Here is a 22,390-nt window from a genome sequence, read left to right on the forward strand (position 1 = left end):
CAGTTGAAATGCTGAAAACAACCGGGGCATTTAACGAAAATTACCATGCAAAAGCATGATCCTCCAATATACAAAAAAAATTCCCCAGGACCATGACGAACTGGGGAAAGATACTACCCCGATAAATAAATCAGGATTATTTAGCTATTTATGAATTAGGATAACAATTAAAATAAGGAATTGTTTAAATATATAATCAGGAATATTATTTACTAAAAATATTAGTAATTTTGTTCCGTGTCAGCACCAGCATGGATAAACAGGAACAAGCAAACTCCCAGTGACGTTGTCTCTCTCATTAAGACAGCGAAGGTAAACGGTTGCTGGATATTCCATGAGAGGCGCCAGAGATTCTATACTCCGGACGAATTTGAAGAGAATTGGGAAAAGGTAGTTCACTCAGACGGCAAGGTCAATAACTTCAAGGAATTCAAGATCGTTAACCCTATGTATGCAGTACGCTTGTGTGCAAGATGGGTAGATATAGCCAATCAAAGGCAGCAGGAGATCCTAAAGAAGCTGGAAGGGTATAATGGGGAGTTTAAGAGAAATGCCTAACCAATCAAGATAGATCGAATTCTATGATGTATTTATTGGAGTCCCAGTTTATTACGATTGTAAATATCATTCTTAATTCTCTCAGTAACTTTTTCGATTTGACGGTCAATAACCATATTTATGGCTTCTTTTACAACGTACATCTTATGGATATATAGGTCTGATTTAAAGAATCCACTTATGATATATACATCAGTGCCAATTGGCCATCCCTCATTAATGTGGACGCTGGCATCTGCAAAGGAGTGGTTAATATGATAAGTATCAAATAATGTCTTCAATACTGGTTCAAGTTTATCATAGATATAATCATTCCTGGTCATGTCCTATAGGTTTTACGTTAATGTAAACATTTTGGCCACCTAAAGTTAGGAAAGGAAAATGAGAAAGCCTAACGGTGGGTTAGGCTATAGAACATCCTTTTGGGTCGGAGAAGGTGGCGTGTAAGAAACTGTTACTGTTTCTAGATATCTACTTGTTTCATGAGATGCCTTTATTGAAAAATCATTTAGAGACCAAATGTATAATTTTTCATTATCCCTAATTGTAGGGTCTCCATATTTCTGCTGTATATTTTTATAAGTTTTTACCCAAACCGCTGTTTGATTTTCTTTGGTCCTTTCCTTTACGACAGGAGTGAATATGTACTTGATTTCAACAAGTTTGTTTTTTGCAAAAATATATTCCATTTCACAATTCAGATCAGTTATATCAAGTGAGTAAGTTAAATCTCCATTGTATTCTCTGACTAATTTTGATGTTTCTATTTTTTTTACTTCTTCTGCTTTCATTCCCCATGAAGTATTACGTAACTGAGAAAATGAGGAAAGAGAAAATAGAAGTAATAATGTTGACAATGCAATTTTCATAATTTCTATAGTTTGGTTATATCAAATATAGTAAAAAAGCCTAACGGTTGGTTAGGCTTGAATGAGTTAATTGATATCGACTTTATACATAAAAATCAAGGAATCTTCTTCTTGAATTTCAGGATAAACCGTAGTTTCACAGGTATTCTTTTCTAAAAAAAATCCGTCATACCTAGGAAAGATTGTTGTACTTTAGAGGAATCAAGCATTTATATAATTCCGCTGGGAAAACCCATCGGAATAAAACAGGAAGGACAGGATGCTAAGCAGAAGGAATTCTCTCATGGCGGGTAAATAAAGGTTTCTGGACCTAAATTTAAGGAATATTGAAATAATTTCCATTAACGGTCCGACAATTTGCGGTCCGTTGCCAGGAATTTCGACAGCGCCGCCTCTCAGGCATGTGCACAGGGATATAGGCCTGGTAACGGGGTCATTTCCCGGAGATGACCAGGTGCCTTGTGGTGGGATCGGAAATCAGCCTGTCCATTTCCGAGTATGTGATGTCCTGGATGTCGCGTTTGATCTGCTGATAGTTCTTGGAGACTATCCCTTCGTTGGGCCTGGTGAGCTCCTGGGCACCCAGGTAACTGGATTCTTCCCTGGCGATCTCACGGTGGTTGTTTATTATCTTGCCATGGAAGGCCTTGAGGGACACCGGCATCTTGGGCTCGTCCGCCACCATTCCCACAAATTCCCCGGAGGAAAGGCTCGAGATCACCGATGGTGGGATTGCCGAATCTAGCTGACTGGACAGACCGATGGACGTGTCGCTGGAATTTATCGATAGGCTCTGCCTGTCCTGCATGATCTTCCCAAACCTTTCGGAAAGCTGTTTTGCAGTCTCCCCTGAGACCTGTCCGCTGATCACGTTTCCCACTATGTTCAATATGACGTCGGCCTGGTCCCTGCCATAGTCCTTTCGGAGCTGGGAAATGTCCTGCACGCAAAGACTGGTGGCCACTTTGTTGCTCCTGGCCGTAGCGATCAGGCTATCAATATTGTTCAGGTAGATGGTCGGGAACTCATCGAAGATAAGGCTGCACTTGAGCATCCCCTTTCTGTTGACCTGCTTGATCAAACGGTTTACGAAAAGCGATATCACGGCCCCATAGATCTGGACCTTCTGGGGATTGTTGCCCATGCAGACTATCTTTGGCGATTCGGGGTTGTTGATGTCAAGGCTGAAATCGTTCCCCGAAAGAACGTAGTAGAGCTGGGGCGAGGACAGTCGGGCCAGGGCGATCTTTGCCGAGGCGACCTGGCCTTCGAGCTGTTCCATGACATTGTTCAGGTAGGCATTGACAAAGGGGTTTATCAGTACCTGGATCTCCTCTTGGCTCCGCAGCAGGGAGAACAGCCTGTCATAGTCCTGCTGCATGAGCTCAATTACGTGCGGAAGGGTGCAGAACTCTCCGTTACGGTAGCACCTGAGGTACCAGATCACGGCGGTCAAGAGGTTGATAGCTGATTCCACGAAGAAATCACCCTGCCGCTTTACCCATTCCCTGTTCAGGCCCAACAGAATGGTCCTGGCAGATTCCGCTGCATCGGTGATGTCGCTCATTGCCGAGGGTTCCAGGGGATTGCACCTGTGGGTCCTGGAGAGGTTGTCAAAGTCAATACGGAAGAAGCTCATTTTCTTTCCTCCCCTTAACCAGTGATGGTATGCTATTTTGGAGAGATCATCGTACTTAAAGTCGTACACCAGCATGGAAAAACCTTTTTTAATGTGCTGGGAGATGATATGGCGGATTACGTAATATGATTTGCCCGATCCGGGGTTTCCCAGGACCAGGGTCGCCCTGAATGGATTGATTATGTTGATCCAGCCCGTTCTCCTTCGGTCACCTAAACGGTACTGGTAGGGAAGGTTGATGGAATATTCGTTTTCCAGCAGGTCCTCCTGTTGGGGAAAGGTCTGGTTCCGCAGGTTGAATATGTCCTGGCCTGACAGACCGGTCCAGAGTATCCGGGCAATGGTGGTCATCCCCTTGATAACGGCCAGGACGCCCGCCGTGCTCAGCACATAGTATACCGACAGTACCGCAGGGGTGGCACCTAACAGGCGGAAAATGAGGCCGCTGGAGAAAAAAAGGCAGATTCCCGAGAGCAGCCAGGCAAATGCTCCGGTAAGATGGAACCGGGTGCCCTTCTTTCCCCTGGTTCCCACCATGGAAACGAGCAGGAACAATAGGCAAAAGAACTTGCAGCGGTTAAAGGTGTCCAGGAGCCCCGTGCCCGCAATGGAGTTCAGGATCCTATCGGTCAAGGGCCAGCTCATACCTATCCTGCTGAACCAGTGATAACCCACATGGTAGAAGTGCAGAACGAGCAAGGACACGGCAATCAGCCTGCCCATGTCCGATATTTTTTTCAGTGCCTGTATATTTTCGGTATTGTTCATTTCGGTTGGGATTTGGGTATCATAGTTTAAGTGACCAGTGCGTGGGAACTTTGTGTTTTTTTACCGAGGTGGATTCCTCCCGCTGGCCCATCCGGAGGGCGCTGATGTCTAGGCCCAGCCTGTTCTCGTGGAGCGCGCACCGCATCAGGTGGTCGACCACCACGATCTCGCAGGGACCCTTGGGCTTACCGGGTGACTCGACAAGTTCGATCCCCTGTCTCCGGAGCCGATCTGCAAGAGAGTTTTCCCTATTTCCGGAATTCTCCAGTTCCCGCTGCAGGATGGTGCGTATACGTGAACGGGAGGTAAGTGCCCCTGGGGAGTCCTTCAGGCTGTATGGGTTGGGGGAACGGAGTCCGGGCGAGAGGTGGGAGCCGGGGATCCCTTTGCTTATGGCCCTTTGGCATTTGTCGGTCATGTAGTAGATCAGGCCTTTTTTCGCTTCGCCCGGACAGTCCCTGGGGCTCAGCGCAAGTATATTGAAAGGCCTTAGCAGGGCGTTCCATTCCTGTAAATCTGAAAAGCTATATGTTTCCTGGAGATAGAGCAATATGTCACGGAGAGCCTTTGTGAGGGGCTGACCGGCCTGGAGGAGCTCTTTCCTGGGCAAGGGACGCTCCTGCTGGTCACGTGTATATCCCATTGCGCTGACCAGTCCGAAATCATCTTCCAGTCGTTTTGCAGCGGGGAAGGAAAGCCGCTGCCCCAGCCTGTGCGTATAGATTTGGCTCCCATCGCTGCGTATGTTCGTTGATACGATGTGCAAATGGGGGTGGAAGGTGTCCGTATGCCTATATACCAAAAAGGGCTGATGTCCAAACCCAATAAGGTCCATATAGCGTTCGGCAATCTCGCTGAACTGGGCATTGGAGAGCCTTCCGTCAAGAGGGTGGAACCCAAGGATGGCGTGCAGGCAGGGAAGCTTGATGTTTGCATTGAGCGTACACCGGTTGACCATGTACCATTTCTTCTGCCTGGAGCTAAGGTCCACTGAGGAAAGTGGCATGTTGGCTGCCAGTAGGCACTCTGCTATCCCAGAGGATACCTTGTTCTCGTGGTAGGCGATTATCCTGGATACGTCCGCCAGATCGTGGGTCAGGGCAACCATAACGAGAGGAGTTTTTTTACCAATGAGGTCTGCTTTCGCATCTCCAGGTCGATCCGATCCGTGATTTCCAATAGATATGCCCTCTCCGGACTTTCCTTTAGCGCATGGGCCAGCTGGGCCCTGGCACTCTCCAGGCATCTCCTGGACCGCGAGATCTCCTCGAGGATGTCGTCCTGTGAACGGTTCCGGAACGTGGTGACGATCTTGCGGGAATAGAGCCTCTTTCTGAGGTAAAGTGCCATGTTCGGGCAGGTGCTGTTCTCTTTCCGTTTCTGCAGTTCGTCATACTCCTCCTGCGTGAAATTGATTGTGATGGCCTTGGTGCGCAACTGATCGCTTGTCATATCGAGTGGTCTATGGGGTTATCTGGATATTCTGCGGGCCTGGGCAGGTGCCGCCAACCTCCCCGGATTCATGGCCCAGTCATTAAGGTCCTTGTGGTTCTTGTACAGGATGCTCTGGTCCCTGTACCTATCGTCCAGGGACAGGGCGTACATGGTCAGCTCGGACCCTGCCCTGTCACGGTCCAGGTATAGGGAGATCTGCTGGTGTGTTTCCATTTTTTCCCTTGCCCTTTCGAAGAAGGATACGGAGTTGAGGACCATGAAGTCCACCCTTGATTCGTCTATTTCCGGATGTAGGGTCCTGAATGTCAGGAAATCCATGAAACCCTCAAAGACCAGGATCTCGCTGCTGCCCGTCCCATGGCTTGAGATGTCCTTGGGTGAGCTGCCCAATTTATAATCGGGGCTACGGATCTCAAAGCCTCCTCCATCATTGGGAAACCCTATTCCCAGGTACCTGTTCCCCGATATTTCATAATTTAACTCCCGACAGTACCTGTCGGCCATATGTACGGAAACCCTGCGTTCCTGGATGTACCGGAGCAGCGAGTCGGACCTCAGGGACCTCTGCTCGACTATTTTGATCCCGCTCTCGGGCCGGGCCGGCCGTTGGCGCAAGGCCCTTGTTGAGGTCATCGTGACCGGTGATCCGTTCCTGAACCCTGCTAGGAATTCGGAAAGGCTGCAGTTTTTGTAGAGGATGGCAAAATCTATCAGGTTCCCTCCCCGGCCCATACCATGGTCGTACCACCTGTTGATCCTGCGGTTCACCTTAAAGGAGGGGACGGTCTCGTCCCGAAGCGGGGAGAGGTACCAAAAATCATTGTTCCGGATCTTAGAGGGTTCATGGCCAAGGTTAGCCAGGTAGCTCACCAGGTCCATGTCCCGGATTTCCTGTAGGGAAACATTCCTTCTGTTGTCTTCCATGTCCAAGTTGTTTTTAGTGTTGGCAAAATAATCCTTCGGTCCAAAGGTAATCGGTCGGGGTCCAGAAAACCCCTCCTGAAAAAAATCGTAGGTAGGTCAGAACATTAATGTTGCGTCCAGTGGTATCCAGGGGGCTGAAATGCGGAAAACGGTATGTAACGCCCCCCCCAGGGTACAACCTGGGTACAGCCAATAGTTGTACTTGTGCCAAAAAATCCTTCCATCTTATTTTGTGGAACAATTGGGCTGCTGTCCGCATAGAAGGGACGGCCCCGTGTTATAAACCATTTAAAGGAGAAAAAATGTTAGAAAAGCTGACGTGGTCGCAGGTCCTGCTCCCACTTATGATCGCCCTGGCCATATATTATGGATGGGCCCTATCGAGCCTTTACGGGAAGAGATTTCTGGGCCGGTCCAAAAGGGGTAATGGATTTTCAAGCCTTCAAAGGGAGAGCAGGGACATCCTGCATATCGGTTCGCGCGAAAGCTCCGAGGATGGCCCGGGTAGCGATCACGAGCTCTCCGAGGAATTCCTTGAGCAGCTGCGCCTTTACCTTGTGCCATATCGCAACTCGGAAGGCCGGCCGGAAATCCAATGGGATTCCCTGCGTGACCTGTTGGAAAAGTTCAATCCCACCAAGGACTGGGCGCGCCATGGAAGCCTGATTGAGGCGCTCCTCGTTGAGCTGGCAAACTTCGGTGTCCAGGTCCCCGAATCGACAGTAAGGGAGAGGATAGGTCAATTGTAGAATAAGTTGAGAGTTGGCCTGTGCTCCCGGAACCTGCATGGTGAAAACACCTTCTTTATATTGTATCACAGGTGTCACGGGACCACAAGCCATCCTTTCAATAACATAAAAAATTATTTGTTTCATGAAAAAAGCTATAGAAATGGTCCATAGCGCGACCATAGGGTTGAACCTGCGTGCAGGTGCAGTGATGTTGGCTGTCTATTCCCTGGTCCCTGGAATCTGCCTTGGCCAGGATGGAAATGCCGGAATCGAAGCGGCAAATTCCCAGATAAGGAGTTATTTTGGTGCCGGTACCCAGCTCATGTACGGTGTCGGTGCACTCTTGGGGCTCATCGGAGCGGTCAAGGTATTCCAGAAATGGAACAATGGAGATCCCGATACGGGAAAGGTAGCCGCTGCCTGGTTCGGGAGCTGTGTTTTCCTTGTGGTGGTAACAACCGTAATCGAATCGTTTTTTGGAATCAGTTGACCATGGGAAATTCAATATACAGGATCCATAGGGATATCAACAGGCCAATCGAGTTCCATGGGCTCCAGTCCCAGTACATCGGCTTGCTTGCCCTGGGATTCGTTCTTTTGCTGGGGCTGTTCCTGGTACTGTACTATTCGGGGACACCCAGGATCATGAGCCTTTCTGGTCTTGTCCTGATTGGCCTCGCCTGGACCGCCCAGGTCCAAAAATGGAGCAAGCGATATGGACGTCATGGTCTTCTAAAGTCGTATGCGCGGAGAAAACTGCCGAGCTCAGTCCGTTTGAGGGACAGAAGGACCTTTATCTTCATCAAGCCTTTGGAGGGAAAGAAATGGACATAGACTTCAACTTGGCCTTCCCCCTGCTGGACATTGAGCACGACTGCATCCTTAGCAAGATGGGCGACCTCACCCTTGTCTTTCGCGCCAAAATGTCGGAGATATTCAGTTTATCGGACGCAGAGTTCGAGACGTTCCACCAGAGCTGGATAAGTGCCATCAAGGCCCTGCCCAAGGGCAGCATCCTGCATAAACAGGACTGGTTCGAGAAAAAACGCTACCGAGCGGGCCTTGGGGACCTGGAAGCAGGTTTCCTGGAAAGGGCAAGCGAGCTCCACTTTAACGAAAGGAGCTACCTTGACCATCAATGCTATATCATGTTGACCAAACCGCCCGCACACAGGAAGGGGGCGAGCAGCCTTTTCTCTAGCTTGGTACGGGGAAACCTGGTGCCGCAGGAAACCATTGAAGCGGAAGCCCTGAAGGGATTTCTTGGGGCCTGCGGACAGTTCCAGAGGATCTTGGAGGATTCCGGCCTGGTCCGGCTTACTAGGGTGCCCGAAGGTGAGCTAAAGAGCTCCGGCGTCCGAACGGGCCTGATCGAACGTTATTTTGGCCTGGGAGACGGACAGGGCCCTCCTGTGATCAGGGATATTGATTTTTCCAATGGGATCAAGGTCGGGGACCGCCACTGCCAGCTGTTTACCCTGAGCGATGCCCAGGATCTCCCCCCGCTGAGCGGGAGCAGGCTTGACTACGAGAGGTACTCCACGGAAAGGACGCGCTTCAGTGTGGGGTTCAGCTCTCCCTTGGGACTGCTTCTCAACTGCGACCACGTCTATAACCAGTACATAATGGTGTCCGACAAGCAGGAGGCTATCAAGCGGTTGGAGCGCAAGCGCCTGAGACTTCAGTCCCTATCGGCATACAGCCGAGCGAACAGGGTTGCCAGGGATTCCACAGAAGATTTCCTGCATGAGGCACTCACGCAGCAACGCCTGCCCGTAAGGGCACATTTCAACGTCCTTGCCTGGACGTGTGACCATAAGGAGCTCCCTTCACTCGTGAACATGGTTACCTCGGCCATGTCCAAGATGGGCGCACTTTGCAAGCACGAAAGCGTAGGTGCACCACAGATCTTCTGGGCCGGTGTCCCCGGTAATGCGGCCGACCTTCCGGTAAACGAGACCTTTGAGACCTTTGCAGAACAGGCGAGCTGCTTTCTCAACCTGGAGACCGGCAGCGAGACTTCAATTAGCCCAACCGGGATCCGGCTCGGAGAACGCCTTTCGGGAAGGCCTCTCCATGTGGATATCTCCGATGAGCCGATCCTCAAGGGGATATGTACCAACCGCAATAAATTTGTCCTTGGACCTACAGGGAGCGGAAAATCCTTCTTTACCAACCACATGCTACGCAGTTACCACCAACAGGGCAGCCATGTTGTACTGGTGGATGTCGGGCACAGTTACCGTGGATTGTGCCAATTGGTCGGAGGAAGATATTTTACCTATAGCGATGAGCATCCAGTGAGTTTCAACCCTTTCTTCATCAGTCAGGGAGATAACCTGGATACCGAGAAAAAGGAAAGCATCAAGACCCTTCTCCTTGCCCTTTGGAAAAGGGATGACGAGGCCTTCAGGCGTTCGGAATACGTCGCACTCTCCAATGCCATCTCAGGTTACTTCGGATACCTGGCGGCGGGAACTGAGATATGGCCATGTTTTGACAGTTTCTATGAGTATCTACGGGACCTGTACGTACCCTCTCTGCGGGAAGAGGGGGTCAGGCAGAGCGACTTTGACATCGAAAACTTCCTATATGTGCTCAGGCCATTCTATAGAGGGGGCGAATTTGATTACCTGCTCAATTCCCGTGAGGAGCTCAACCTTCTCGAGGAGAGGTTCATAGTCTTTGAGCTGGACAGCATCAAGGAGCATCCCATCCTTTTTCCAGTGGTAACCATCATCATCATGGAGGTCTTCATAGGCAAGATGAGAAAACTGGAAGGGGTCCGAAAGGTCATCCTGATCGAGGAAGCCTGGAAGGCGTTGATGAAGGAAGGTTTCGCCCAGTACATTAAATACCTATTCAAGACGGTGCGCAAATTCTTCGGTGAGGCAATCGTGGTAACCCAGGATATCGAGGATATCATATCCTCACCCATTGTCAAACAGGCCATAGTCAATAACAGCGACTGCAAAATCCTGTTGGACCAGCGGAAGTTCCTGAACAGGTTCGACCAGGTCCAGCAGTTGTTAGGCCTGACAGACAAGGAAAAGGCGATGGTGCTCTCGGTTAACCGGGACAACGATCCCGCCCAGAAATATAAGGAAGTTTTCATTTCACTGGGAGGTGTCCATTCCAGGGTATACCGTACCCAAGTGTCCCTGGAGGAATACCTATGCTATACAACAGAGGAATCGGAACGGGTGAAACTATCGGAATATACCCGACGACAGCAGGGGGACCTTTCCCGGGCAATTGCCGATATGGCAAGGGACATCCGGAGCGGATTAATTAAAATATGAGGACGATGAAAAGATATACCAGAAAATGTATAGCCCTTACGGTGGTGATCCTTGCGGTTGGCGGCTTTCTTCGCACAAACGCCCAGATCGGACTGGCCGAGGTCATCAGGGCAGGTATAAAACGGGTGGTACGAGCAGTGGACCTAAAGGTACAGAGGTTACAGAACCGTACCATCTGGCTACAGAACGCACAGAAGGTACTGGAGAATTCCCTGAGCAGGCTAAGGCTACAGGAAATTTCCGAATGGACCCAGAGACATACCGAGCAATACCAAGACCATTACCAACAGTTTAGCAAGGTCAGGTCCGCCATTGCCAATTTCCAGCAGGTCCGCCAGATGATTCGGCTCCAATTAGGACTGGTCAGGGAATACCAAAGGGTCTGGGAGCTTTTGAAAGGGGATCCGGTGTTCAGCTCAGAAGAGATCGGTCATATGGAGAAGGTCTATGCTGGGATCCTGGACAGGAGTATCTCCAACCTAGATCAGATCCGAACGGTAATGATGTCCTTTCACCTGGCCATGACCGATAGGCAGCGAATGGAACTCATCAACAATGTAGGTAGCGACATTTACAGGAACTATATGGACCTGGTGGGTTTCAACCGACAGAATCTAATCCTTAGGACCCAGAGGGCCGGAGAAAGGGGACGGATCGAGAATATCAAAAAACTGTATAATTTACAATAGCTCATATGAAAGAGACGAAAATATCCATTTGGTTATTTGGGGTGCTTTCCCTGCTTGCCCAAAACGGCAGTTGCCAAACCCTCAGGGAGTGGATCCACCAAAAAAAGGTACAGAAGGAATACCTCACCCAGCAGCTTACCGCCCAGCGGGCTTATTTGGACCTTCTGGAGGATGGCTCACGGCTACTCCGGACAGGCTGGGGAAATATCCAGGGATCCAGGAGCAGGGAACTTGACCTTCACGGGCTGTTCTTCAGTTCCCGTGGCATTGTCAGTCCGGGCCTGAGGGAACATCCGCTGGTCCCAGAGATCCTTGGCATGCATTACAGCATCCTGTTGCACTATCGGCAGGTAAATGGGCTTTTTCGGTCGACCGATATGTTCTCTGCCCAGGAGGAGCATTTGATGGACAGGGCATACTCGGGGATTCTGGCAAAATGTGATGGGGTACTTGAGGATCTGGGTGCCCTTCTGGTAAACGATCGGCTCCAGATGGATGATTTCCAGCGGATGTACCGGATCCGGGGAATTTATGACCAGATGCTGGAGCTCCTGGCAACCTCGAAGGGATGGCTGGATGATTCATACACCACTTCCAGGATCAGGGAACGCATGCGATCGGAGGTGAGCTCCGGTCAACAGCTCTTTGGACCCATAAAATCTGAAAAATGAAAAAACATTGGCTCATGTTACTAATATCCCTTTGCCTGTCCATTCCAGCAAAAAGGCTGTTCGGACAAAGCGCAGATGTTTCCCAGTTGGTCCTTAACGTAGAGAAATTGGCGCAATTGAAAAAAATCCTACTTCAGATGAAGCAAAGCTATTCGATTCTGTCAAAAGGTTACGGAATGGTCAGCCAGCTGTCCCAGGGGAACTTTAACCTCCACAGGGTCTTTTTGGAAGGTCTTATGGAAGCCAGCCCCTCGGTCCGGAAATACCGCAAGGTAAAGGAGGTCGTAAACATCCAGCTCCATCTGGTCTCCCTATGCAATACATCCATTAAGCGGTACCGGAATTCAGGGGCCTTTTCGATCGGCGAACTCCGCTATCTCGCCTCTGTCCAGCAAAAGGTCCTTTCGGAATCTCTGGGGAACCTAGAAGAACTTGCCGTCCTGGTAACGGGCGGACTTGTACAGATGGACGACGGGGAGCGGCTATCGGCAATCGACGGGATACACAGAAAAATGGAAGAGACCATAGGGTTCCTTCGCCGTTTCCTGGTGTCAACCGACATACTGAGGCTCCAGCGAATCCGCCATGGCAGGGACCTGGGCCAGCGGGAGAGCCTTTTCAGGACCGAACAGATGAACCCCAAATAAACAGTTAATACGATGAAGAAAAATATTAGATATGGACTGGTCTGTCTGCCTTTCCTTGGCCCCATGCAGGCCATTGGGCAGGATCACTCCGAAAATTTCACGAATTTCCACCTCGTCCTCGAACGGCTGTACGAAGAAATGATGCCCCTGTGCTCAAGCCTAATCGGAGTGGGCCAAGGCCTTGCGGGGTTTGCTGCCCTTTGGTACATTTCATATAGGGTATGGAAACATATCTCTGCGGCGGAGGCCATTGACTTCTTTCCACTTTTCCGGCCTTTTGTGATAGGTTTCTGCATCTCCATCTTTCCTTCCCTGATGGGGCTGGTGAACAGCGTCCTGTCACCCGTGGTCCAGGTTACCTCGGCCATGGTGGGCGACTCAAACCAGGCGATCTCGGAGCTCCTGAAACAAAAGCGTGAAGCTCTCGAGCGGACCGAGTTGTTCCAGATATACGTAGGTCAGGACGGAGAGGGCGATCGGAGCAAATGGTACCGGTACACCAACCAGGATGCCGATCCAGAGGCTGAGGGCTTTTGGGAAGGCCTTGGCAATGATTATAAGTTTGCCATGTCCAAGGCAGCCTACAACTTCAGGAATTCGATCAAGGAATGGATGAGCGAGGTGCTGACCGTTCTTTTCCAGGCCGCGGCCCTTTGTATAGACTGCCTACGGACCTTCCAGCTGGTTGTCCTCTCCGTCATGGGGCCCATCGTGTTCGGCCTCTCGGTCTTCGATGGTTTCCAGCACAGCCTTGTGATATGGCTTGCCCGGTACATAAACATATTCCTTTGGTTGCCGGTTGCCAATATTTTTGGGAGCCTGATCGGCATGGTCCAGCAGAATATGCTAAGACTGGACATCTCCCAGATCGAGGACGGAGGCTATACCCTTTTCTCACCTACGGACAGCGCGTACCTCATTTTCCTGATCATTGGGATCGTGGGCTATTTTGCCGTTCCCAGCATTGCCAACTATATCGTCAATGCCTCGGAGAACGGTGCTTTCGTCAGGAACGTTACCAATATCTTCCTTAGCACAACCACAAGCATTCCGACCAGGATGGTCCAACAGGCCTCCATGGCAGGAGATGCCATGGGCGATCCACCTGCAAGGAACTCGAGCAACATGGCCCAAAGGTCCCAAAGCGAACCATACTTCAAAGATCCTCCCCAGACAAGCTTTATGGAGGATAAACTGAAGGGTAACCCTTAACCATGAATATATGTACGATGTTTAGAAAGATGAAAAATATAGATTCTGCCTTTCGCTATATCAGGACTTTTACGATACTGGTAGTCCTGCTGAGCAGCTCTATAAGCTGTCTGTGCCTGTACTGGTGCTTCAGCTCGATCAGTAGGCAACAGCAAACGGTCTATGTACTTGGAAACGGCCAGGCCTTTCTGGCCAGTTCCTCCACACGGAAGGATAACCTATCGGCAGAGGCCAGGGACCACGTCCAGCGGTTCCACGAGCTCTTTTTCACGCTGGATCCCGACGACGCCTCCATACGCGAGCATACCACGAAGGCTCTCTACCTGGCAGACCAGAGTGCAAAGAAGATATATGACAATCTCAGGGAGAGGGATTTCTATTCACAGCTCGTTGCGGCAAATGTCAACCAGAGCCTCAGGGTGGACAGCATAGAGGTTGACCTTTCGGAATATCCCTACAGATTCCGTTTCTACGGCACCCAGCTGGTAACAAGACCCACAACCCAGACCACGCGCAGCCTGCTGTGCCAGGGGATGCTAAGGGAGGTCTCCAGGAGCGAAAATAACTCCCATGGACTTCTCATCGAACGGTGGGAGATCCTTGAGAACAGGGATATCAGGACACGAAACCGTAAATAACGTAAAAATGGAAGCTAAAAGAAACAATAAACCTTTACCGCTGCAAAGAGCGTTTTCCTCTAGGCTGGGGAAGGCCGCGGATGGATTGTCCAGACGGACCTTGACTATCTGTCTGTCCATCTTCGTCCTGGCCGGGAGCATCTGCTGCCTCACAAGGATATTCCTTGCGGTCTGGTTTCCAGGATCCCCGCCGTTGTCCCGACCGAGTGCTGTGGGAATGCCTGTGATCCAGCGGGATTCCGGTACTGTACAGGAAAGGGGAAAGGGGCGGGGGACAGTTTTCGGCCAGGGGGACAAAGATACCCTCGATGCAAAAACAAACAGGGAGGCAGGACCAGAAAGCCGCACCAGACCTGATTGATCCGTTAAAACCAATAAAAAAAATGCCATGCAGACAAGCAATTCAATTATGAGTAAACAGGTGAGGGGAAGGTTCCTCTTGCTGGCACCTGTGGTTGCAATACCTTTTGTGCTCCTGTTTTTCTGGAAAATGGGGGTCGGAAAAGATCTGTCCGAAGCCCCAAGGACGGAGGGAAATCCCGTTTTTCCTGCAGGTCTCCCAGATATCGGTGCACATAAGGGAGAAAACCTTAATAAGCTGGAACACTACGAAAAGGCCGATCGGGATTCCCAAAGGCTCAAGGAGCTCATTAGGCACGATCCGTACTACCTAGAGCCGCAGGGGCCCATCGGATACCCCGATGGTGATCCCGAGGTCCTTGCCGGACATGAAGCCTATGAGTTCACGCCCATTGGCCGGCAATCCGGAGAGCAGCTTTCCCAAGAGATCTTTAAAAAGCTTTCGGACCTCCAGCAGGAGCTGGAATCGCCCGCGACCAGAAGGGACGCTGACCGGCTTTTCCCCTTCGACGGCCATCAGGGGGCAACCAATGCCCCAAAAAAGGAAATGCTGGACCTTCTGGATGCCCATGAGGCGCATCTGGACTCACTTTCCAGTGATCCAAGCCAGGACATGGAAATCCTGCAGCTCAATGCCATGCTCGACAAGGTCCTTGATATCCAGCATCCGGACAGGTTAAGGTCCCGGGCACAGCAGGAGGAAAACTTAGAAGGTGTGGGTGCCTTACCGGTCGGCCATCCATTGGAAAGGGCCCAAATCTCGGTCCTGGCAGCCCATGGGCACGAAAGGGACACATTTCGGAGAGCCTTCAGGTTCTATTCGCTAAATGACCAGGGAAAGCTTCCACCAGAGCAAGGGGCGATCCCTGCAGCGGTCCATGGTCGGCAGGAACTTATCGATGGTTCGTACATCAAGCTGCACCTTATGGAAACGGTGAACGTTGCCGGTAAGGAGGTCCCAAAGGGTGCCCTTGTGTTCGGCCAGGTCAGGTTTTCGCCACAGCGGATGGACATCAAGATCAAGCACCTCAGGGTCGGACGGTCCATATTGCCGGTCGATATGCAGGTGCATGACCTAGATGGTTTGCCGGGGGTTCATGTGCCGGGCGACATTTTGCGGCAGGGTATCCAGGAATCGGCCGATAGATCGGTCCAAGAACTGGGAATGCCATCCCTGGACCCTTCATGGGAGACCAAGGCGGCCTCCTTGGGGGTACAGGCAGCAAAGAGACTTATGGCAAAGAGGATTAAGGTGAAAAAAGTGATCATGCCCGCTGATTATAGAGTGCTATTATTTGATAAAAAGAAAACAGAAAAGATAAATAAACAGTAAAATAAATCATGGATAAATTACCACATTGCATAATATTATCGGTATTCCTGCTGGCCTTTGCCGCTTTCGCAAATGGACAGTACGCTCCCATGCCCCAGCGCATAAGGGTTAGCGAAAATATGACGACCAACCTCATTTTCTCCATGCCCATCCTGAGCGTGGACCTGGGAAGTTTCGATATCCTGGCCCAAAAGGCTAGCGGGGTACAGAACGTCCTGCAGGTAAAGGCCGCCAGCAAGGAGCTGATACAGACGAACCTCACCGTGATCACACAAGACGGAAAGTTACATTCATTCCTGGCTAGCTATGCTGAATTTGCAGACCCCATCAACCTGATCGTCGGGGAGAACCTGCCCGAAGGTACCTATGTTCCCTCCATCCCGAACCGCACAAAGGTTCCTCCCATCCAGGTGGGGCAAGGTATGGATTGGGTGCGGAATACGGACCTTGTTCCCGTTAGGTTGATGAAGAAATCGGACGGGATCAGCTTTAGCCTTGACGGCATATTTATACAAGGGAAAAGGATGTACCTGCGCTTCCGGTTCTACAACGAATCCCATATCCCTTTCAAGGTCGACCAGTTCAGGCTTTTCCTCAAGGATAACAGAACGGCGAAAAGGACGGCTGCCCAGGAAATTGAAATCATACCGGAATATGTGGACGGGCAGCAGGACAAATTGCATGAACATGTGCCGTATACCTGGATTGTTTCCCTACCGAGCTTTACCATTCCAGAGGGCAAGCACCTGTGGGTTGAACTCATTGAGCTTTCCGGAGGAAGGGATTTGGGGCTAAAGGTCAGGAACAGACATGTCCTAAAGACCCTTCCGGTTCCATTCATCCAATAAAAAAACAGACATCATGAACATACAAAACTTTGAATACCTCAGGAATCAGCTCTTCTACTGCGGTTTCGGACACAAACTTGAAGATGCCCTAAGATCGAAGATGGCAAAGGACAAACAGGAGTTCCAGTTGCAGTACAGGGGACAGATAGATTCCGAGCCTGTAAGGGCAGAACTGCACTTTTCCAGGAGTAGGCAGACGGATAGGTACTACTTCAATTCCTTTCGGGTCGAACTCCCCCAAAACAGTGCCCGGGTAACGGGATCGAGAAGGTTCCAGGTGAACGGAAGTAACAGGTTTACCTTAAAGGAAGCATATAACCTTCTCAACGGAAGGTCGGTTCACAAGGAGCTGACCAATGTCCAGGGGGAACGGTACAGGGCATGGTTCCAACTGGATGGCAAGACCTTGGATATCCATGGCAACCATAAACTGCTGCAGTTCCATGAAAACTATGGATATGACATCGAAAACCAGCTAGGGCGTTTTCCGATCATGGAACTTAGGGAGGAACAGAGCAAAAAGAGGTTGCTGGAATCACTTGGCAGGGGCAACCGTCAGCTGGTGACCTTTGAGCTGAGCTCAGGGCCCCATAAACTGTACGTAGAGGCCCTGCCAAGGTTCAAGGCAGTCTGCATATACAATGAACAGGGCATAAGGCAGGAATTCATTGATGACCGTTCCAAATTGGACCAGCGGCCAAGTGCCAAGCTTCAGGAGCAGCAGAGGCAGATCCAGATACGGAGCAGGGGGGGAAGGAAGGGACACAGCTTATGAGACCCGATACCTTCAATGCCCTGGCCAAGGTGCTTCCCGATTTCTTTCAGGCCATGGACCGTGACCCCAGGTTGTCAAGTACGCACGTTTCACTCTATTTCTCACTGATAAGGCAGTGGGCGAGATCAGACTTCAAGGGGTGCATACGGGTCTATGCCAGGCATGGTGCCCACAGGGCCAAGATTTCGATGGTAAGTTACATTAAGTGCCTGAAGGACATGCATGAATTTGGGTATATCCGTTACGTGCCATCCTATAACAGCGCTGAGCCCAGTTCGATCTACCTCTTCTGCAGGGGAGAGCTACGCGCAAATGAAGCGCAGAAGGTGGTTGATTCCCCGTTGATCCCCGCGAAAAAGGGAAACTAATGGATGCTATTGATGTTATCTTCAGGCATAATTGAGCCTTTTCGCCAGGTTATACCCAGTTCCCATGGGAAAGGTCCCAAAAAGCCTTTGGTGAGTGGCGTCACTCTCCGGCACTCACCAAAGGATTCCTAAGGCAATTATGTTTTAGGGAACACAGTACTTGGAATCCCTTGGTCCATTATGTTTTAAAAGGTTCCCTATTGGGTATCAGGCAGCTCGTTTCCAGTAGCTCATTGGATATTGCACTGAACATGTCCTGTAGAGAGGTCGGTTTGGGAGCTACGATGCCACCATTTCTACCCAGGACAAGTGAAACCCCGATCTTGGTGACTCAGGAGCCCATATGGTTGTCTTAGAACCAGTCCGCAGCTTTTTCCCAGTTCCCGCACAGATCTGCACCGGACCCCATTCCTTTCTCCCCATTTCCTTCACTCTGCACTGACCGGTCGGTAAAACCGTAATATCCGATAGCCGATGCCGATACGAAACCCGGAATTCTCTGGCTGTGACCTTTCAATCTCCCCATCAAAAAATCCCCTGCTCCGATGCTAGTTTCATAAACCAATCTTTTTCGATCCCCTGTAAGCGGAGTCCCGTCGTCCAGCTCTGACCGAGAGGTGGACGATATGGTCTGCTCCGTCCAGGGCTTTCTCATCCATGGTCCAGTTTTCCATGTCCCAATGGTATTTATCTTCAGATCATGGTGCCCTTTTTAATGGATTATTCTATTACTTTCCCTGGAGCGACTTTAGGTGTTCTTCAATAAAGCTGTCAGCCCCTGTTATTAATGCGGGTGGTACCATGAAGCCTAAAATGAATAGTCAATTAAACAAAGATATGGACCTTCGTGCCAATATTAGTTTTGGGGATATTACGGATGAGTGGTTACCTTCAGGTTAGCGTTATGGTAAAATGCCCAAGAGCGACCCACCAAAGTGTTTGGCGACATCGTAGCTATAATGGATACATCTGGGATATTTGGAACCAAATGGAGTTTGCTAATAGAGCATTGCCTGTCGGTACGGGAAAGCGAGGTCAATACATTCAAGAAGATCGAAAAGGACATTGGTGGAATCTCAGCAAGGATGCTTCCAAAAGGCCCTAAGGTACTAGAAAGGGACAAAATCCTTGCCGCATCGTCCGCAACAAGGATTTTGGGGGCTTAAATCAAGGACAAGCCGAGCCAGGTTCTTAGAACCTCTCGAACTGAGAGAAAAAGAAACTTCCTTCGATCTCAGCATTTTCATCAGAATCGGACCCGTGGATAGCATTAGCATCGATAGATTTAGCGTATTTGCTACGGATAGTTCCTTCACTGGCTTTAGAAGGGTCAGTGGCACCGATTAATGTACGGAAATCCTCAACGGCGTTGTCCTTTTCCAGGATTGCTGCGACGATAGGTCCCGAAGACATGAAATTGACCAGGTCTCCGTAAAAAGGACGTTCCTTGTGAACCTCATAAAACTTGCCTGCATTTACTTCGCTAAGCTGAATGTACTTCATTGCAACGATCTTGAAGCCGCCAGCAATGATGTCATTCAAGATGGCGCCTGTGTGGCCATTTGCAACTGCATCTGGCTTGATCATTGTAAAAGTTCTGTTTGTTGCCATTTTACTCTAAAATTTTTGCAAAGGTAATAAATTTATGCAAGTTGGAAAAGTTTTGGACCGAGGTCACCTTTAGGAGGTTGACAATAAAAATCCATATCCTGGTGGAGGACCGTTGTCTCTATCTAAATTCTTGGATCTTTCCTATTTGTAAGGGTGAAAGTCCACATGGTGGCAGGGCATTTCAAGGGGATAAAAATACAAGGGATTATATTGTTCCCTATTCCTGGTTGTGAAACAGTCGATCCCTACGGACCTAAACAGTTACCTTGGCAGGCCAACCTGCTGTTTTCCCTATGTTTCCCTTTTCCTTAACAGTATGAGTCAGGACCGTCATTGGAAACTGACCTTTTATTTGTCTTTGTGGGTGCCATTGGCTCTATTGCCCTTTGGATGGAACTCTTTGGGTATGTTTGATTCCTCTCCCTTGGGAATGAATGGGGGCAATGTCTCCGGACCCCTACTGCTATCTGTTTTTTTCCTGTTGCTGCCTGCTGCCTTGTCATCTTGGGGCATTTTTGCTCTTTTGTTGTCTGATTTCATGTCCATCACGTTTAGCGTTTGCCTTTGAACAATCGGAAGGAGGATAAAGTTTTTAATTGTCCATTTATTCATCATGGAAAATATAATGGGAATGTGATCATTTCTATTCTTTGAAAACCGATATTCCATTCCTCGGTCAGGTTAACCTCTTTTAGCGTACTTTGGGATGGGAGGGGAATCAATTTGGATGAAAAGAAGTTTAGGACGGTGTCTTCTGTCCGGCTTTCCCCGTATTTAAGGGAGCCATTTTGGGTCGATCCTGAAGTGACCTTTCGGATATTAAGGAGGACCGGTGTGCTGTTTGGGAAAATATCCAAAGGGATCTTCCAACAAATGGTTTTTGCGATTGTTCTAGGTAAAATGTGTTTTTAGTGTATTCATATGAAAATAAATGAAAAGAAATTGAACCGGCTTGGGGAACTAATAAGTCTAGGCGGGTATAAACTGTCGTTGGCAGAAAGCATGCCCGGAGGCTTTTTTACGAGCATATGGAGTTTACAGACTGAATCCGGGGACTATTTGGAAGGTTCTATCGTATGCTATTCCGAAAATGTTAAAAAAGAGGTCCTGGGTGTTCCTGGTTCCTTGATTGACCGGTTCTCTGCAGAGTCAGAGCGTGTTACGGAATCCATGTTACAGGGTTTGGAGACCGTCATTCCTGCTGATATTCACATAGCTGTGACGGGGAAGGCTTTCAGTGATTCAGAAGGGAGTGCCAATGCCGTTAGGGGCGATGTATTCCTCTGTGTTTCTTGTCAAAACAATGTGATATCCCAGAAGTTCCATTTTTCCTCACTTAATGCCGCGCACATATTTATTTCAGCTTTCAACGCGAGCCTGGACATGTTGGAATCTCTCCTTTGCGATTAAATGTTTGGCTCCATATTACCCGGCATTCCCAGCCCGAATCCGTCAATGCAGGGACAAGTCTTTTGGACTGCCATCCCTCTGTTGATTTTGATCAGTTAGTACCGAACGGATGCCGGGGCAATACATCCTATTTTTCATCCAAACCCTTTCCGTCCAGAATCTGCTGATAGTGTTTTTCTATTCGTGCCTCTCTGGTCCTGGATTGTTTAGCTTGATTGAAATAAAACAAATACCCCTTTTGCCGGCCCGGCGTTAAGGAATAGAAAGCTTTTTTTAGGTCCCGGTCCTCTCCAATTGCCCTTTGGAATTCTTCAGGGACTGGATAGTCACTTGCTTTCTTCAACTCTACCTTCTTCCCCGACATTTCAATCTCTATGGCTTCAGCTATAAAGGCCTTGAGGATGGGCAGGAGTGCTTCGATCTGCTCAATACTGGTAAATCTAATCTGCCTCGCCGATTGTACGTTTTCGGTTTGCTGGATAAGTACCTTCTGCGGATCTTTCAGTAAAGCTCCCTTGAGGAAAAGTAGTGCACAATAATCTTTAAATCCGTGTATCAGTACAATGTTTTTCCCATGAAATGTGTAGCAGGGGTGCTTCCATTTGTAGGTTTCTTCAAGAGAGGTGTTTTCAAGAACGATCTCGCGCAACAATTGGAACTCCTCTTTCCATCTATCTGCCTCCGCAAAATAATGGTCAATTATCTTCTGGTCCATGGGTAACTTCTTTAGGTTTTTTGAGGGGTGATTTTTCTGCTTTCTGGCCTGAAGTACCATGACAGCACGGTTGCCGAAACCAATATTAATGATGGTACAGCTTCTCCGAATGGCTGTCCAACCGCAAGGTGGGACGCGAAGGCACCTGACATTGCAAAGAAGAAACCTGCATAGGCCCATTCCTTGAGTATCGGAAATTTCGGGATCAGGATAGCCGCTACGCCCAATAATTTCCAGGCTCCGAGGATGCTCAATAGATAGAGAGGGTATCCCAATGAACTCACGATCGCATTATAGCCACCTACCTGCAACAATTGCTGTATACCCCCGGCGGTCATCCCAATTGACAGGAATATGGTTGCCGCCCAATAGATAATTCTTCGTTTCCTTGCCATATCCAGCTATTTTAAGCGATTAACCTTTTCCTGTAGCCTGTCGTGTGCCATGTTGAGGCCATGTGCGAACGGCATCTGCAATAATCGGTTCCTGAATTCAACGGACCTGAACACTATCTGCATGGTCAGTTTGCTCGTCTGGTTTGTCAGTTCCTCAAACTCCAAAAATTCTAACTGAACGGGAAAAGGGGTGTCCTCCATTTCAAATGTTCGTGTGATCCTCTTCTGCGGTACAAATTCGTGGAAAGTCCCGTTAGCCCGAAATACCACCTTTCCGTTATGCCAAGTTTCAAAAGCATAAGAGCCGTGGTCCCTGTTGTCCATTTTCAGTACTTTGGCGTTCATCCATTCTTCAAAGAGCCCGGGTTCTTCGTATGCTTTGAAAAGCAGTTCCAAGGGCAGGTCAAAAACCCTCGTGATCAGGATTTCCTGTGTGCCATCCTCGGCACTTACTACTGTCTTGTTTTCCATT

Annotated in this window: 27 protein-coding genes; 15 read left to right on the forward strand and 12 right to left on the reverse strand. The window is 49.4% G+C overall.

What is annotated here, in order from left to right:
• Window positions 1-237 precede the first annotated feature (237 nt).
• The gene (locus tag ACWIB3_RS03780; RefSeq protein ID WP_454290933.1) at window positions 238-558 is read left to right on the forward strand and encodes a hypothetical protein; all 321 of its coding nucleotides are present in this window, start codon (window positions 238-240) and stop codon (window positions 556-558) included.
• Between the two features lie 32 nt (window positions 559-590).
• On the opposite strand, the gene ACWIB3_RS03785 is transcribed toward ACWIB3_RS03780, so the two are convergent.
• From ACWIB3_RS03785 to ACWIB3_RS03810, 6 genes are all read right to left on the reverse strand, one after another.
• Complete coding sequence (locus tag ACWIB3_RS03785) at window positions 591-881, reverse strand: hypothetical protein (protein ID WP_093099387.1); 291 nt, start codon at window positions 879-881, stop codon at window positions 591-593.
• 84 nt (window positions 882-965) lie between these two features.
• Window positions 966-1,349 carry a hypothetical protein gene (locus tag ACWIB3_RS03790; protein WP_093099385.1) on the reverse strand — a complete coding sequence of 128 codons (384 nt, stop codon included), beginning with the start codon at window positions 1,347-1,349 and terminating at the stop codon, window positions 966-968.
• 511 nt (window positions 1,350-1,860) lie between these two features.
• Complete coding sequence (mobC, locus tag ACWIB3_RS03795) at window positions 1,861-3,834, reverse strand: conjugal transfer protein MobC (RefSeq protein ID WP_093099383.1); 1,974 nt, start codon at window positions 3,832-3,834, stop codon at window positions 1,861-1,863.
• Window positions 3,835-3,853: 19 nt separating this feature from the next.
• Window positions 3,854-4,942: a relaxase/mobilization nuclease domain-containing protein gene (locus ACWIB3_RS03800; RefSeq protein ID WP_454290934.1), complete on the reverse strand. Its 1,089-nt coding sequence runs from the start codon at window positions 4,940-4,942 to the stop codon at window positions 3,854-3,856.
• Window positions 4,930-5,286: a hypothetical protein gene (locus ACWIB3_RS03805; protein ID WP_454290935.1), complete on the reverse strand. Its 357-nt coding sequence runs from the start codon at window positions 5,284-5,286 to the stop codon at window positions 4,930-4,932. Before ACWIB3_RS03805 ends, ACWIB3_RS03800 begins: the two co-directional genes overlap by 13 nt.
• 18 nt (window positions 5,287-5,304) lie before the next feature.
• Complete coding sequence (locus tag ACWIB3_RS03810; RefSeq protein ID WP_454290936.1) at window positions 5,305-6,213, reverse strand: toprim domain-containing protein; 909 nt, start codon at window positions 6,211-6,213, stop codon at window positions 5,305-5,307.
• Between the two features lie 302 nt (window positions 6,214-6,515).
• Between ACWIB3_RS03810 and ACWIB3_RS03815 the strand changes: the two genes are divergently transcribed.
• From ACWIB3_RS03815 to ACWIB3_RS03870, 12 genes are all read left to right on the forward strand, one after another.
• Window positions 6,516-6,962, forward strand: a complete 447-nt coding sequence (locus tag ACWIB3_RS03815) for a hypothetical protein (RefSeq protein ID WP_185213121.1) — start codon at window positions 6,516-6,518, stop codon at window positions 6,960-6,962.
• Window positions 6,963-7,152: 190 nt separating this feature from the next.
• On the forward strand, window positions 7,153-7,434 hold the full coding sequence (locus ACWIB3_RS03820) for a DUF4134 domain-containing protein (RefSeq protein WP_236736539.1): 282 nt from the start codon (window positions 7,153-7,155) through the stop codon (window positions 7,432-7,434).
• Between the two features lie 2 nt (window positions 7,435-7,436).
• Complete coding sequence (locus ACWIB3_RS03825) at window positions 7,437-7,778, forward strand: DUF4133 domain-containing protein (protein WP_454290937.1); 342 nt, start codon at window positions 7,437-7,439, stop codon at window positions 7,776-7,778.
• Complete coding sequence (locus ACWIB3_RS03830) at window positions 7,769-10,246, forward strand: TraG family conjugative transposon ATPase (protein ID WP_454290938.1); 2,478 nt, start codon at window positions 7,769-7,771, stop codon at window positions 10,244-10,246. Before ACWIB3_RS03825 ends, ACWIB3_RS03830 begins: the two co-directional genes overlap by 10 nt.
• Before the next feature lie 5 nt (window positions 10,247-10,251).
• On the forward strand, window positions 10,252-10,935 hold the full coding sequence (locus ACWIB3_RS03835; RefSeq protein ID WP_185217456.1) for a conjugal transfer protein TraI: 684 nt from the start codon (window positions 10,252-10,254) through the stop codon (window positions 10,933-10,935).
• Window positions 10,936-10,940: 5 nt separating this feature from the next.
• Complete coding sequence (locus ACWIB3_RS03840; RefSeq protein ID WP_454290939.1) at window positions 10,941-11,606, forward strand: hypothetical protein; 666 nt, start codon at window positions 10,941-10,943, stop codon at window positions 11,604-11,606.
• Complete coding sequence (locus ACWIB3_RS03845) at window positions 11,603-12,253, forward strand: TerB family tellurite resistance protein (RefSeq protein ID WP_185213116.1); 651 nt, start codon at window positions 11,603-11,605, stop codon at window positions 12,251-12,253. Before ACWIB3_RS03840 ends, ACWIB3_RS03845 begins: the two co-directional genes overlap by 4 nt.
• 12 nt (window positions 12,254-12,265) lie before the next feature.
• The gene (gene traJ, locus ACWIB3_RS03850; protein WP_312695762.1) at window positions 12,266-13,465 is read left to right on the forward strand and encodes a conjugative transposon protein TraJ; all 1,200 of its coding nucleotides are present in this window, start codon (window positions 12,266-12,268) and stop codon (window positions 13,463-13,465) included.
• A gap of 29 nt (window positions 13,466-13,494) precedes the next feature.
• The gene (gene traK / locus ACWIB3_RS03855) at window positions 13,495-14,103 is read left to right on the forward strand and encodes a conjugative transposon protein TraK (protein WP_454290940.1); all 609 of its coding nucleotides are present in this window, start codon (window positions 13,495-13,497) and stop codon (window positions 14,101-14,103) included.
• Window positions 14,104-14,491: 388 nt separating this feature from the next.
• Entirely contained in the window at window positions 14,492-15,796 is a 1,305-nt protein-coding gene (gene traM / locus ACWIB3_RS03860; RefSeq protein WP_185217451.1) for a conjugative transposon protein TraM, read from the forward strand.
• Between the two features lie 8 nt (window positions 15,797-15,804).
• Window positions 15,805-16,644, forward strand: coding sequence for a conjugative transposon protein TraN (gene traN / locus ACWIB3_RS03865; protein ID WP_185217450.1), 840 nt, complete (start codon window positions 15,805-15,807; stop codon window positions 16,642-16,644).
• Window positions 16,645-16,657: 13 nt separating this feature from the next.
• A complete protein-coding gene (locus ACWIB3_RS03870; protein WP_454290941.1) occupies window positions 16,658-17,419 on the forward strand; it encodes a hypothetical protein in 762 nt (253 codons plus the stop codon).
• A 720-nt stretch (window positions 17,420-18,139) separates the two neighbouring features.
• On the opposite strand, the gene ACWIB3_RS03875 is transcribed toward ACWIB3_RS03870, so the two are convergent.
• A complete protein-coding gene (locus tag ACWIB3_RS03875; protein ID WP_454290942.1) occupies window positions 18,140-18,442 on the reverse strand; it encodes a hypothetical protein in 303 nt (100 codons plus the stop codon).
• A 192-nt stretch (window positions 18,443-18,634) separates the two neighbouring features.
• Between ACWIB3_RS03875 and ACWIB3_RS03880 the strand changes: the two genes are divergently transcribed.
• Complete coding sequence (locus ACWIB3_RS03880; RefSeq protein WP_454290943.1) at window positions 18,635-18,892, forward strand: hypothetical protein; 258 nt, start codon at window positions 18,635-18,637, stop codon at window positions 18,890-18,892.
• Window positions 18,893-18,978: 86 nt separating this feature from the next.
• Here the strand turns inward: ACWIB3_RS03880 and ACWIB3_RS03885 are convergent, their stop codons facing one another.
• Together ACWIB3_RS03885 and ACWIB3_RS03890 are read right to left on the reverse strand one after the other, a co-directional pair.
• Window positions 18,979-19,398 carry a nucleoside-diphosphate kinase gene (locus tag ACWIB3_RS03885; protein WP_185217446.1) on the reverse strand — a complete coding sequence of 140 codons (420 nt, stop codon included), beginning with the start codon at window positions 19,396-19,398 and terminating at the stop codon, window positions 18,979-18,981.
• Window positions 19,399-19,746: 348 nt separating this feature from the next.
• A complete protein-coding gene (locus ACWIB3_RS03890; protein ID WP_454290944.1) occupies window positions 19,747-19,938 on the reverse strand; it encodes a hypothetical protein in 192 nt (63 codons plus the stop codon).
• 381 nt (window positions 19,939-20,319) lie between these two features.
• Between ACWIB3_RS03890 and ACWIB3_RS03895 the strand changes: the two genes are divergently transcribed.
• The gene (locus ACWIB3_RS03895) at window positions 20,320-20,808 is read left to right on the forward strand and encodes a CinA family protein (RefSeq protein WP_185213107.1); all 489 of its coding nucleotides are present in this window, start codon (window positions 20,320-20,322) and stop codon (window positions 20,806-20,808) included.
• Window positions 20,809-20,935: 127 nt separating this feature from the next.
• Here ACWIB3_RS03895 and ACWIB3_RS03900 read toward each other — a convergent pair whose 3' ends face one another.
• The 3 genes from ACWIB3_RS03900 to ACWIB3_RS03910 are packed head-to-tail and all read right to left on the reverse strand — an operon-like array spanning window position 20,936 to window position 22,389.
• Window positions 20,936-21,523 (reverse strand): YdeI/OmpD-associated family protein, encoded by a 588-nt coding sequence (locus tag ACWIB3_RS03900; RefSeq protein ID WP_454290945.1) that lies wholly within the window; start codon window positions 21,521-21,523, stop codon window positions 20,936-20,938.
• Window positions 21,524-21,534: 11 nt separating this feature from the next.
• Complete coding sequence (locus tag ACWIB3_RS03905) at window positions 21,535-21,918, reverse strand: DoxX family protein (protein ID WP_093099347.1); 384 nt, start codon at window positions 21,916-21,918, stop codon at window positions 21,535-21,537.
• Window positions 21,919-21,924: 6 nt separating this feature from the next.
• The gene (locus tag ACWIB3_RS03910; RefSeq protein WP_093099345.1) at window positions 21,925-22,389 is read right to left on the reverse strand and encodes an SRPBCC family protein; all 465 of its coding nucleotides are present in this window, start codon (window positions 22,387-22,389) and stop codon (window positions 21,925-21,927) included.
• Window position 22,390 lies beyond the last annotated feature (1 nt).

Source organism: Sphingobacterium sp. NPDC055431 (assembly GCF_053644255.1).